This window comes from Micromonospora sp. CNZ296, assembly GCF_007827635.1.
In genome coordinates this window covers 248,147-260,191 of record NZ_VISW01000009.1, presented here as the reverse complement: position 1 = coordinate 260,191, position 12,045 = coordinate 248,147, and the positions used below count along the sequence as shown (strand labels likewise).

The 12,045-nt window shown below is 73.3% G+C and carries 13 protein-coding genes; 7 read left to right on the top strand and 6 right to left on the bottom strand.

The genetic code is table 11. The annotated features are described in order from the left end of the window. The first annotated feature begins 38 nt into the window (after positions 1–38). The 4 genes from FB455_RS17320 to FB455_RS17305 are packed head-to-tail and all read left to right on the top strand — an operon-like array spanning position 39 to position 4,009. Positions 39–977 (top strand): ABC transporter permease, encoded by a 939-nt coding sequence (locus FB455_RS17320; protein WP_013473620.1) that lies wholly within the window; start codon positions 39–41, stop codon positions 975–977. Between the two features lie 18 nt (positions 978–995). Then, positions 996–1,952 (top strand): ABC transporter permease, encoded by a 957-nt coding sequence (locus FB455_RS17315; RefSeq protein WP_071097812.1) that lies wholly within the window; start codon positions 996–998, stop codon positions 1,950–1,952. A 7-nt stretch (positions 1,953–1,959) separates the two neighbouring features. After that, positions 1,960–2,997, top strand: a complete 1,038-nt coding sequence (locus tag FB455_RS17310) for an ABC transporter ATP-binding protein (RefSeq protein ID WP_013288504.1) — start codon at positions 1,960–1,962, stop codon at positions 2,995–2,997. Beyond that, positions 2,981–4,009 carry an ABC transporter ATP-binding protein gene (locus FB455_RS17305; RefSeq protein ID WP_013288505.1) on the top strand — a complete coding sequence of 343 codons (1,029 nt, stop codon included), beginning with the start codon at positions 2,981–2,983 and terminating at the stop codon, positions 4,007–4,009. Before FB455_RS17310 ends, FB455_RS17305 begins: the two co-directional genes overlap by 17 nt. Positions 4,010–4,230: 221 nt before the next feature. On the opposite strand, the gene FB455_RS17300 is transcribed toward FB455_RS17305, so the two are convergent. From FB455_RS17300 to purN, 3 genes are all read right to left on the bottom strand, one after another. Further along, complete coding sequence (locus FB455_RS17300) at positions 4,231–4,680, bottom strand: hypothetical protein (RefSeq protein ID WP_013288506.1); 450 nt, start codon at positions 4,678–4,680, stop codon at positions 4,231–4,233. Between the two features lie 147 nt (positions 4,681–4,827). Then, positions 4,828–6,402 carry a bifunctional phosphoribosylaminoimidazolecarboxamide formyltransferase/IMP cyclohydrolase gene (gene purH, locus FB455_RS17295; protein WP_071097809.1) on the bottom strand — a complete coding sequence of 525 codons (1,575 nt, stop codon included), beginning with the start codon at positions 6,400–6,402 and terminating at the stop codon, positions 4,828–4,830. Further along, a complete protein-coding gene (gene purN, locus FB455_RS17290) occupies positions 6,399–7,019 on the bottom strand; it encodes a phosphoribosylglycinamide formyltransferase (RefSeq protein ID WP_013288508.1) in 621 nt (206 codons plus the stop codon). The genes purH and purN overlap by 4 nt, the downstream gene beginning before the upstream one ends. A gap of 178 nt (positions 7,020–7,197) precedes the next feature. Here purN and FB455_RS17285 point away from each other — a divergent pair, with 178 nt between their 5' ends. Next, positions 7,198–7,494 (top strand): CD225/dispanin family protein, encoded by a 297-nt coding sequence (locus FB455_RS17285; RefSeq protein WP_013288509.1) that lies wholly within the window; start codon positions 7,198–7,200, stop codon positions 7,492–7,494. A gap of 34 nt (positions 7,495–7,528) precedes the next feature. Beyond that, complete coding sequence (locus FB455_RS17280) at positions 7,529–8,083, top strand: DUF4190 domain-containing protein (protein ID WP_013288510.1); 555 nt, start codon at positions 7,529–7,531, stop codon at positions 8,081–8,083. A 70-nt stretch (positions 8,084–8,153) separates the two neighbouring features. Here FB455_RS17280 and FB455_RS17275 read toward each other — a convergent pair whose 3' ends face one another. Next, positions 8,154–9,470 (bottom strand): cell division protein PerM, encoded by a 1,317-nt coding sequence (locus FB455_RS17275; protein ID WP_030269427.1) that lies wholly within the window; start codon positions 9,468–9,470, stop codon positions 8,154–8,156. A 158-nt stretch (positions 9,471–9,628) separates the two neighbouring features. Here FB455_RS17275 and FB455_RS17270 point away from each other — a divergent pair, with 158 nt between their 5' ends. Continuing rightward, positions 9,629–9,898 carry a hypothetical protein gene (locus FB455_RS17270; protein WP_013288512.1) on the top strand — a complete coding sequence of 90 codons (270 nt, stop codon included), beginning with the start codon at positions 9,629–9,631 and terminating at the stop codon, positions 9,896–9,898. Between the two features lie 56 nt (positions 9,899–9,954). On the opposite strand, the gene sucD is transcribed toward FB455_RS17270, so the two are convergent. Continuing rightward, positions 9,955–10,842 (bottom strand): succinate--CoA ligase subunit alpha, encoded by an 888-nt coding sequence (gene sucD / locus FB455_RS17265; protein WP_013288513.1) that lies wholly within the window; start codon positions 10,840–10,842, stop codon positions 9,955–9,957. A gap of 2 nt (positions 10,843–10,844) precedes the next feature. Then, positions 10,845–12,023 carry an ADP-forming succinate--CoA ligase subunit beta gene (sucC, locus tag FB455_RS17260; RefSeq protein WP_013288514.1) on the bottom strand — a complete coding sequence of 393 codons (1,179 nt, stop codon included), beginning with the start codon at positions 12,021–12,023 and terminating at the stop codon, positions 10,845–10,847. Positions 12,024–12,045 lie beyond the last annotated feature (22 nt).

Below are 12,045 nucleotides of genomic sequence, written 5' to 3'. Positions count from 1 at the left end.
TGGCACGTATTTAGCCTGGTTTCGGCAGACTTGCCAGCATGCTCCGCTTCATCCTGCGGCGACTGCTCCAGATGGTCCTCGCCTTCTTCGGGACCACGCTGATCGTCTACGCGTTGATGTTCGCCGGGCAGGGCGACCCGATCCAGGCCCTCGCCGGGGAGCGGCCGGTCACCGCCGCGCAGCGGGCCTACCTGACCGAGAAGTACCACCTGGACGCGACGGGTGTCGGCGGCTTCTTCTACCGCTACTTCGACTACCTGGGCGGCCTGGTCCAGGGCGACCTCGGGCAGTCGCTGACCGGGCGGCAGATCAGCGACATCCTCGCCGCCGCCTGGCCGGTCACCCTGAAGCTCGCCGTGATCGCGATGGCCGTGACGGTGATCTTCGGGGTCACCGCCGGCGTGATCGCGGCGATCCGCCGCTCCGGCGTGTTCGACCACGCCACGCTCGTGCTCACGCTGCTGGTGCTCGGCATCCCCACCATCGTGCTGGCCCCGCTGGCGCAGTACTTCCTCGGCGTACGCTGGCCGATCTTCCCGCCCACCGCCGGAGCGCAACCCTCCTTCTACGCGTTGCTGCTGCCCGGCATCGTGCTCGGCTCGTTGTCGCTGGCCACCGCGCTGCGGCTGACCCGTACCTCGGTGACCGAGAACCTGCGCGCCGACTACGTCCGCACCGCCCGGTCCAAGGGCCTGCGGCGGCGCCGCATCGTCGGCGTGCACGTGCTGCGCAACTCGCTCATCCCGGTGGTCACCTTCCTCGGCGTCGAGCTGGGCAACCTGATGGGCGGCGCGATCATCACCGAGGGCGTGTTCAACGTCCCGGGCGTCGGCTTCAACCTGTTCCGCGGCATCCGCACCGAGGACGGCCCGCTTGTCGTCGGCATCGTCAGCGTGCTCGTCGTGGTCTACCTGCTGTCCAACCTGGTGGTGGACGTGCTCTACGCCGTCCTCGACCCGAGGATCCGCTATGAGTGAGCGCAGCGAGGTGCCGCAGTGAGCGACTTCGAGACGGTGGCGGCTACCGAGAACCAGGCCGCGCGGCGCGGCGTGTCAGGCGAACCGGGCACGCCCGGGCGTGCAGGGCGGCCGGACCGGGCCCGCAGCCTGGCCGGTGACGCCTGGCGGGACCTGCGCCGCAACCCGGTCTTCTGGATCAGCCTGCTCCTGGTGGTGCTGGTCGCCGCGATGGCCGTGGCACCCGGGCTGTTCGCCGCCAACGACCCGCGCGACTGCGTGCTGTCCCGGCAGCACGCCGGGCCGTCCGGCGGGGCGATCTTCGGGTACGACTTCCAGGGCTGCGACACGTTCGCCCGCGCGGTCTACGGCGCCCGCGCCTCGCTGCTCGTGGGCGCGTTCTCCGCGCTGATCACCGGCGTGATCGCGCTCGTCGTCGGCATGCTCGCCGGCTACTTCGGCGGGTGGGTCGACGCGGTGCTGTCCCGGGTGATCGACATCGTGCTCGGCATCCCGCTGCTGCTGGCCGCGATCGTGCTGCTCAAGCGCGTCAGCACCAGCGGCGACACGGTACGGCTGTTCGCGGTGATCCTCGTCCTGGCGCTGCTCGGGTGGACCACGGCGGCCCGGGTGGTCCGCTCCTCGGTGATCACCGCCCGGGAGCAGGACTACGTGGCCGCAGCCCGGATGCTCGGGGCCGGCAACGGCCGGATCATGTGGCGGCACATCCTGCCGAACGCGCTCGCCCCGGCCATCGTGGTGCTCACCATCGCGCTCGGGTCGTTCATCGCGGCCGAGGCGACGCTGAGCTTCCTCGGCATCGGCCTGAAGGCGCCGACCATCTCCTGGGGCATCGACATCGACGCCGGCCGGGTGCACATGCGCGAGTCGGCGACACCGCTGATCGTGCCGTCGACGTTCCTGGCCCTGACCGTGCTCGCCTTCATCATGCTCGGCGACGCGATCCGCGACGCCTTCGACCCGAAGCTGCGGTGACTTCCTCATGACGCAGAACGCGGTCCGGCCCACGCCGGCCTCACCCACGCCGCCCGGCGGGCACCTGCTGGAGGTACGGGACCTGCACGTCGAGTTCCGCACCCGCGAGGGCGTGGCCCGGGTGATCAACGGGGTGACGTACCACCTGGACGCCGGTGAGACGCTCGCGGTGCTGGGCGAGTCCGGCTCCGGCAAGTCCGTCACCGCCCAGGCGATCATGGGCATCCTGGACACCCCGCCCGCGTACGTGCGCGCCGGGCAGATCCTCTACCAGGGGCGGGACCTGCTCACCCGCCCGGAGGAGGAGCGCCGGCAGATCCGCGGCGCCGAGATCGCGATGATCTTCCAGGACGCGTTGTCGGCGTTGAACCCGGTCTTCCCGGTCGGCTGGCAGATCGGCGAGTCGCTGCGCGAGCGGGCCGGGATGTCGCGGGCCGACGCGCGCAGGCGCACCGTCGAACTGATGGACCTGGTCCGGATCCCGGCCGCGGCGAAGCGGCTCGGCGACTACCCGCACCAGTTCTCCGGCGGCATGCGGCAACGCGTCATGATCGCGATGGCGCTGGCGCTGGACCCGAAGGTGCTGATCGCCGACGAGCCGACCACCGCGCTGGACGTCACGGTGCAGGCGCAGATCATGGACCTCCTGGCCGACCTGCGCCGGGATCTCGGCATGGCGCTCGTCCTGATCACCCACGACCTGGGCGTGGTCGCCGGCGTCGCCGACCGGATCGCGGTCATGTACGCGGGCCGCATCGTCGAGCACGCCGACGTGCATGCGCTGTACCGGGCGCCGGCCCACCCGTACACGAAGGGGTTGCTGGAGTCGATCCCGCGCCTGGACGTGCGCGGCCAGGCGCTGTCCAGCATCCGCGGGCTGCCGCCGAACCTGATGGCGATCCCGTCCGGCTGCCCGTTCCACCCCCGGTGCCCGTACGTCCAGCCGGTCTGTGTGGACGAGGTGCCGCACGACCTGGTGCTCGGCGACGGGCGGACCAGCGCGTGCCACTTCGCCCAGGAGGTGCACGATGACCGCGACGGCTGAACCCGCCAAGGTGCGCGGCGAGACGATCCTCGCCGTCGACCAGTTGGTCAAGCACTTCCCGATCAGCCAGGGCGTGCTGTTCAAGAAGACCATCGGCCAGGTCAAGGCGGTCGACGGCGTCTCGTTCGAGCTGCGGCGCGGTGAGACGCTCGGCGTGGTCGGCGAGTCCGGGTGCGGCAAGTCCACGCTGGCCCGGCTGCTCATGCGCCTGGAGACGCCGACCGCCGGGCGGGTCACGCTGGAGGGGCGCGACCTGCTCCGGGCGGCAGGGGCGGACCTGCGCCGGCTGCGGCGGAACATGCAGATGGTGATGCAGGACCCGTACACCTCGCTGAACCCGCGCATGACTGTCGGCGACATCATCGGCGAGCCGTTCGAGATCCACCCGGAGGCGGCACCGAAGCGCAGCCGGCGGCAGCGGGTGCAGGAGCTGCTGGACGTGGTCGGGCTCAACCCGGAGCACGTCAACCGCTACCCGCACCAGTTCTCCGGCGGTCAGCGGCAGCGCATCGGCATCGCCCGGGCGCTCGCGCTGCGGCCCGAGATCATCGTCTGCGACGAGCCGGTGTCGGCCCTGGACGTCTCCATCCAGGCCCAGGTGATCAACCTGCTGGAGCAGCTCCAGGACGAGCTGGGGCTGTCGTACATCTTCATCGCCCACGACCTGTCGGTGGTCCGGCACATCTCCGACCGGGTGGCGGTGATGTACCTGGGCCGGATCGTGGAGATCGGCACCGAGGAGCAGATCTACCAGCGCGCGACCCACCCGTACACCCAGGCGCTGCTGTCGGCGGTGCCGGTGCCCGACCCGGAGGCCCGCGACCGGCGGACCATCATCCGGCTCACCGGCGACGTGCCGAGCCCGGCCGAGCCGCCGTCCGGCTGCCACTTCCGGACCCGCTGCTGGAAGGCCGAGGAGGTCTGCGCGACGCAGGACCCGCAGGCGGTACCGCGCGCGGCGGACCCGCACCCCAGCGCCTGCCACTTCGCCGAGGTACGCACCGAGGCGTGACGACGAAGGCCCCGTCCCCCGGAGGAAGAGGGGGCGGGGCCTCCGATGCGGGCACGCGTGCGGAAGGCGGACCCGGGACGAACCCGAGGCGGCCCGGCGGCGTGAGGCGCGCCGCCGTACCGGTGGACGGCAGCTCGCGGCGGAGACCGCCGGGTCGACGCGGCGGTGTCCGGTGCGGCGCGAGCGCGCGTCCCGGGTGCGGGCTGCGGGTTCGGTGCGGCTCAGGCGGCCGGCGGGGCGCGCGCGGCGAGCGGGCCGCGCGGCGGCAGCGGCACGACAGGCGGCCGGGGCGCGGGCACGACCGGCTCCGGCACCGCCGGACCGGCCACGCGCGGGAGCGCGGCCGGGGCCAGGTCGTCCGGTCCGTCGGCGTAGCCGAGACCGCCGCCGTGGTCGTGCCACGGCCCGGCGGCAAGCTCCGACCAGGAGATTCGGGGGTACGCGGCACGCAGCGCGGCCGGGCTCGTTCCGCTCGCCGAGGCGGCGGCCGGCGCGGCGGCGAGCGCTTCGGCGGGTGGTGCGACGTCGGGAGCGGGCCGCGCGGCGGCGAGCGCTTCGACGATCGGGGCGACGGCCGGTGCGGTGACGGCGGGTGCGGCTGCCGCTCCCAGTCCGGCCAGGACGAACGCCAGCGTGACGACGACGGCGGTCAACCGGTCGCGAACGCGCATGGCACACCTGCCGGGCTCACAGACAGCGGAGACGCTCGATCGTCGCCGCGCACACGCTAGCAACCGCCTCCCGCGGCGGGCAACGGCACGACGTCCGGGTGCGTCAGTCGTCGGATGGACGACCGACGCACCCGGAGGCCGGACTCGTCAGTGGAAGAAGTGCCGGGTGCCGGTGAGGTACATGGTCACGCCGGCCGCCTTGCAGGCCGCGATGGTCTCCTCGTCCCGGATCGATCCACCCGGCTGAACGATCGCCCGCACCCCGGCGTCGATGAGGATCTGCGGACCGTCGGCGAACGGGAAGAACGCGTCCGAGGCGCAGACCGAGCCGCGGGCCCGCTCGTCACCGGCCCGGCTGACCGCCAGCCGCGCCGAGTCCACCCGGTTGACCTGGCCCATGCCGACACCGACGGTGGCGCCGTCGCGGGCCAGCAGGATCGCGTTGCTCTTGACCGCGCGGACCGCCCGCCAGGCGAACGCCAGGTCGCGCAGCGTCGCCTCGTCGGCCGGGTCGCCGGTCGCGAGCGTCCAGCCGGACGGGTCGTCGCCGGGCGCGTCGACGGCGTCCCGCGTCTGCACCAGCACGCCACCGCTGACCTGCCGCCACTCCGCGGGCCGCACGGCGAACTCGGGCGCCCGCAGCAGGCGGAGGTTCTTCTTGGCCCGCAGCAGCTCCAGCGCGTCCGCGTCGAAGCCGGGCGCCACGAGCACCTCGGTGAAGATCTCCGCGACCTGGCCGGCCATCGCCGCGTCGACCGGCCGGTTCACCGCGATCACGCCGCCGAACGCGGAGACCGGGTCGCAGGCGTGCGCCTTTCGGTGCGCCTCGGCCACGTCCGCACCGACGGCGATGCCGCACGGGTTGGCGTGCTTGATGATCGCCACCGCCGGCTGGTCCGCGAAGTCGTTGGCGGCCCGCCAGGCGGCGTCCGCGTCGACGTAGTTGTTGTAGGACATCTCCTTGCCGTGCAGCTGCTCGGCCTGGGCCAGCCCGGCCGGCGCGCCCGGGTCGGTGTAGAGCGCCGCCGCCTGGTGCGGGTTCTCGCCGTACCGCAGCACCGCCTGGCGGCGCAGTGCCAGCCCGGCGAACTCCGGCCAGCCGTCCTCGACCGGCGACACGGTGGTGGCGAACCAGTCGGCCACCGCGACGTCGTAGTCGGCGATGTCGGCGAACGCGCGGGCCGCCAGCGCCCGGCGCCGGGCCGGCGTGAAGCCGCCCTCGGCGAGCGCGGCCACCACCGCCGGGTACGCGGCCGGGTCGGTCACCACCGCCACCGAGGCGTGGTTCTTCGCCGCGGCCCGCACCATCGCCGGACCGCCGATGTCGATCTGCTCGACGCACTCGTCGGTGTCGGCGCCGGAGGCGACGGTGGCCTGGAACGGGTACAGGTTGGAGACCAGCAGGTCGATGCCGGCGATGCCGTGCTCGTCGAGCTGCGCGGCGTGCGCGTCCTTGCGCAGGTCGGCGAGGAGGCCGCCGTGGATCTTCGGGTGCAGCGTCTTGACCCGCCCGTCGAGGATCTCCGGGAAGCCGGTGACCTGCTCGACCGGCGTCACCGGCACCCCGGCGCCGGAGATCGTCGACGCGGTGCTCCCGGTCGACACGATCTCCACGCCGGCCTCGTGCAGGGCGCGGGCCAGCTCGGCCAGGCCGGTCTTGTCGTAGACGCTGACCAGCGCGCGCCGGATCGGGCGGCGGCCGGCGTCCTCAGTGGCGTTCACGGGATGGTGACCTTTCTGCCGGTGATCGTCCAACCTTCACGGACCAGGCGGCCGACCTGCTCGACGAGCTGGCGCCGCTCGGCGGACTTGATGCGCTCGGTGAGCGTGTCCTCGTCGTCGTCGTCCTGCACCGGCACGGCGACCTGGGCCACGATCGGGCCGGTGTCCATGCCGGCGTCGACGAAGAACAGGGTGGCCCCGGTGACCTTGACGCCGTACGCCAGCGCGTCGCGGGGGCCGTGGATGCCGGGGAACGCCGGCAGCAGCGTGTTGTGCGTGTTGAGGTAGCGGTCGCCGAACGCGGCCAGGAACTCCGGACCGACCAGCTTGAGGAACCCGGCGCTGATGACCAGGTCGGGCCGGTGCTCGGCGACCCGCGCGGCGAGCGCCTTGTCCCAGTCGGCGCGGGTGGGGTGGTCCTTGACGCGCTCGACGAAGGACGGCACACCGGCTGCGGCGGCCCGGTCCAGGCCGGCGATCCCGTCCCGGTCGGCGCCGACGGCGACCACCCGGGCGCCGTACCCGGGGTCGGCGGTGGCGTCCAGCAGCGCCTGGAGGTTGCTGCCGGAACCGGAGACGAGGACGACGAGGCGGGCGACGGACGCGGGCTCGGTCACCGGGCAACCCTATCGGGCAGGTCAGGCGGCCCGGCCGCGGGGCGGCGGCTCATCGGGTGACCTCCCCGGTGGCGTGATCGCGGTACGCTGCCGGTCGCCCGGTGTCCGGCCCCGTGCCCGGCCCGCACCCCCAGTGAACCCGGCACGCCGCGTGCCACCGGACCGAGGAGTACTTCGAATGCAGCCCGGATACCCCCCGCAGCAGCCGCAGCAGATCGACAACAACATGACGATGTCCATCGTCGCGATCTTCCTGTTCTGGCCGCTCGCGATCCCGGCCATCATCAACGCGTCGAAGGTCAACCCGCTGATCCAGCAGGGTGACTACGCGGGCGCCCAAGCCGCCGCCGCCGAGTCCAAGAAGTGGTCCAAGTGGGCCCTCATCGTCGGCCTGATCTGGATCGGCATCATCGTGGTGGGATGTTGCCTCCTCGGCGGCCTTGCTGGTCTCGCCGGCAACAGCGGCAGCAACTGACCGACAACCCGAACCGATCTGAGGAGCACCAGACATGCAGCCCGGTTACCCCGGACAGGACCCGTACGGCCAGCAGCCGAACCAGGACCCGAACGCGCAGCCGCACGACCCGTATGCCCAGCCGCCGCAGGCCCCGCAGTACGGCCAGCAGCCCCCGTACGGGCAGCAGCCGCAGTACGGCCAGCAGCCGACCTCGGGCCAGCCGTACGGCCAGCCCACGTCGGGTCAGCCCGCCTACGGCCAGGACCCGTACGCGCAGCAGCAGCCGTACGGCGCCGCGCCGCAGTACCCGGCCGCCGGCTACCCCAGCGGCCCGGGGCAGGGTCAGAACAACACCATGGGCCTGGCCGGCATGATCGTCGGCATCGCGTCGATCGTGCTCGGCCTGTGCTGCCCGCTGCTGGGCGTCCCGGCCGGCATCGTCGCCGTCGTCCTCGGCGTGCTGGGCCAGAAGAAGGTCCAGGCCGGTGAGGCCAGCAACGCCGGCCAGGCCCGGGCCGCCCTGATCTGCGGTGCCGTCGGCGTGGTCGTCGGCATCGTCAGCGCCATCGCGGGCGCGGCGATCAACATGAACAACTTCGGCGCCTGACCGGCGTCCGACGAGGGGCGTCCACCATCCGGTGGGCGCCCCTCTCGCGTTCCCGAGCCGCGCCGCGAGGTCAGCGGGGAGCCGGGGTGGCGCGGGGCGGAGGGGTCGGGCGGGTCAGCGTGCGGGTGGCGGCGGCGCCGAGCGCCGCGCCCACCCCGATCACGAGCGTGGCCACCGCGGCCACCGCCCACGGTGACGGCCCGACCTCGGCCAGCCGGCCACCGCCGAGCGACCCGCCGGAGGCCGCCGCGAACAGCCCCAGCAGCGCGCCCGCGACCGGTCCGGCGAGCGCGGCCGGCAGCAGCAGCGCCGGCCAGCCCGCCTCGGTGCGTTCCTCGGCCGCCACGCGCAGCAGCCGCCGGGCCAGCAGCCAGCCGGCCGCCATGGCGGCCAGCACCGGCACGGCCAGCAGCGCGCCACCGAGCCCGTCCATCGGGCCGCGCGGCAGGCCCGCCAGCAGCGGTACGGCCGGCAGCGCGCCCACGGAGACCTCACTCGTGCGGACGGCGGTGTCGGTGCCGACCGCGAACCCGGGGCCGAGCAGGTAGCTCGCCGACCAGGCGGTCGCGTTCGGCGCGTAGGCGAGGCTGACCAGTGTGATGCCCGCCTGACCGGCCACCCCGGTCCGGTACGCCCCGATCATGTCGGCCGCGTCGCCGCCACCGGTGGCCACCGCCAGCCCGGCCGCACCGGCACCCGCGCCGCACAGCAGCAGCGCCGCCACCAGTCCGGTACGCAGACCGTCGCGCACCGGCGGTGGGCAGCGCTCGGCCAGCAGCGCCCAGACACCTGTGGTGCGCAGCGCGCCGACCAGGGCGGCGGGTACGCCGAACGCGGCGAACGTGAGCGCGGCGGTGACCGGGGAGACCCGCAGGCCGCCCGCGTCGACAGCGAACGCGGCGAGCGCGCCGAGCAGCGCGTACCCGATGCCGACGGCGACCGCGACGGTGAGCGCCTGGCGGGGTGACCCGGCCCCGCGCGCGCCGACGGCCCGGCTGACGTGCACCCCGGCGCGGGTGAGCCGCCAGACGACGAGCGCGCTCAGCGCGAGCGGCGCCAGGCCGAGCGGCCCGGCGGTGGTCTGCAACGGCACCCCGTGCCCGAGCAGCCAGCCGGCCAGGCCGGCGCGCAACGCGCCGCCGAACGATCCGGCGTCCTCGCTGAGCTGGGCGAGGCCCAGCACGGCGGACACCGGCAGCCAGGAGGTCAGCGCCGCCCAGAGCGCGGCCACCCCGGCGGCGACCGGCAGCGGGGCCCGGCTGCGGGGCTCCTCACCCGATCGGGGTGCGGGCACCCGCGCGGCCGGGCGGGCACGGCCGGGCGGCCGGGCGCCGGCGGGGGGACCGGTGGCCGGACGGCGGGGCTGGTCAGGGGTGACGCGTGACATCGTGTCTACTCTGGCACGCCGCGGGAAGGACGGCAGTCCGATACCGGGTCGGCAGCGTGGCGAGTTCGCCGAACCCCGGTCCCGCGGTGGTGATCCGGTCTAGCCTCGGCCTCAGACGCGACCGTTCCCGTCGCGGCGCCGACCGCTCGGAGGAAGCCGTGCACGCTCCGTATCCGCCGCCCCCGCCGCCACCGGCCGTCGGCCGGGACCGGACCACGCTCTGGGGCGTCCTCGGCATCGTCTTCGGCCTGCTCTGCTGCGGGATCCTGGGCATCGTCTTCGGCGCGCTGTCGATCCGCGACGCCCGGCGCAACGGCCGGTCGCAGTTGCTCGGCTGGCTGGCCATCGCGTTCGGCGTGATCAACATCGTCGCCAGCGCCATCGTGCGCGCCCGGGGCAACTCGTACTACCCGTACTGGTATCGCTGAACGCGAGGGGGCCGACCGGTTCCCCGGTCGACCCCCTCGACACGTCGCTCGACCGCTCAGCGGCCGGACATGATCTCCCGCATCAGGTTGGCGGTCTCGGTCGGGGTCTTGCCGACCTTGACGCCCACCGCCTCCAGCGCCGCCTTCTTGGCGTCGGCGGTGCCCGCCGAGCCCGAGATGATCGCGCCGGCGTGGCCCATGGTCTTGCCGGGCGGGGCGGTGAAGCCGGCGATGTAGCCGACCACCGGCTTGGTGACGTTGGCCTTGATGAACTCGGCCGCCCGCTCCTCGGCGTCGCCACCGATCTCACCGATCATGACGATCGCGTCGGTCTCCGGGTCCGCCTCGAAGGCGGCCAGGGCGTCGATGTGGGTGGTGCCGATGATCGGGTCACCGCCGATGCCGACGCAGGTGGAGAAGCCGATGTCGCGCAGCTCGTACATCATCTGGTAGGTCAGCGTGCCGCTCTTGCTGACCAGGCCGATCCGGCCGGAGCCGGTGATGTCGGCCGGGATGATGCCGGCGTTCGACGCGCCCGGCGAGGCGATGCCCGGGCAGTTCGGGCCGATGATCCGGGTGCGCTCGCCCTGGGCCCGGTTGTACGCCCAGAACGCGGCGGTGTCGTGCACCGGCACGCCCTCGGTGATCACCACGGCCAGGTCGATACCGGCGTCGATCGCCTCGACCACGGCGGCCTTGGTGAACTGCGGCGGCACGAAGATGACGGTGACGTCCGCGCCGGTCTCCTTCATCGCGTCCGCGACGGAGGCGAAGACGGGCAGCTCGGTGCCGTCGAAGTCGACGGTCGTGCCGGCCTTGCGCGGGTTCACGCCGCCGACCACGTTGGTGCCGGCGGCGAGCATCCGCCGGGTGTGCTTGGAGCCCTCGGAACCGGTCATCCCCTGCACGATGACCTTGGAGTCCTTGGTCAGCCAGATAGCCATTGTCAGACCCCCGCAGCTGCCAGCTCGGCGGCCCGCTCGGCCGCGCCGTCCATGGTGTCGACCCGCTGGATCAGCGGGTTGGCCGCGCCGTCGAGGATCGCCCGGCCGGCCTCGGCGTTGTTGCCGTCGAGGCGCACGACGAGCGGCTTGGTGGCCTTCTCGCCGCGCTGCTCCAGCAGCGCCAGCGCCTGCACGATGCCGTTGGCGACCGCGTCACAGGCGGTGATGCCGCCGAAGACGTTGACGAAGACGCTCTTGACCGACGGGTCGGACAGGACGATCTCCAGGCCGTTCGCCATCACCTCGGCGCTCGCGCCGCCGCCGATGTCGAGGAAGTTGGCCGGCTTGACGCCGCCGTGCCGCTCGCCCGCGTACGCGACCACGTCGAGCGTGGACATGACCAGGCCCGCGCCGTTACCGATGATGCCGACCTCGCCGTCGAGCTTGACGTAGTTGAGGTCCTTGGCCTTCGCGGCCTGCTCCAGCGGGTCCACCGACGCCTGGTCGACCAGGGCCTCGTGGTCCGGGTGCCGGAACCCGGCGTTCTCGTCCAGGGTGACCTTGGCGTCCAGGAGCAGCAGCTTGCCGTCCTTGGTCGTGGCCAGCGGGTTCACCTCGACGAGCGTGGCGTCCTCGGCCACGAACGCCTGCCACAGCTTGACCGCGACCTCGACCACCTGGTCGGCGATCTCGGCCGGGAAGCCGGCCGCGGTGACGATCTCGCGCGCCTTGGCCTCGTCCACGCCGGTGTTGGCGTCGATCGGCGCCTTCACGACCCGCTCCGGGGTCTCGGCCGCGACCTGCTCGATGTCCATACCGCCGGCCACGCTGGCGATGCAGAGGAAGGTGCGGTTCGCCCGGTCGAGCAGGTACGAGAAGTAGTACTCCTCGGCCACGTCCGCGGTCACGGTGATCATGACCTTGTGGACGGTGTGACCCTTGATGTCCATGCCGAGGATGTCGGTGGCCCGGGCCACCGTCTCCTCCGCGCCCTCGGCCAGCTTCACGCCGCCGGCCTTGCCGCGGCCACCGACCTTCACCTGCGCCTTGACGACCACCCGGCCGCCGAGGCGTTCGGCGATCGCGCGGGCCTCCTCCGGGGTAGTGGCGACGCCGCCGGCGAGCACGGGCAAGCCGTGCCGCTCGAACAGGTCCCGCCCCTGGTACTCGTACAGGTCCACGATTGCGCGTCCCGTCCCGTCT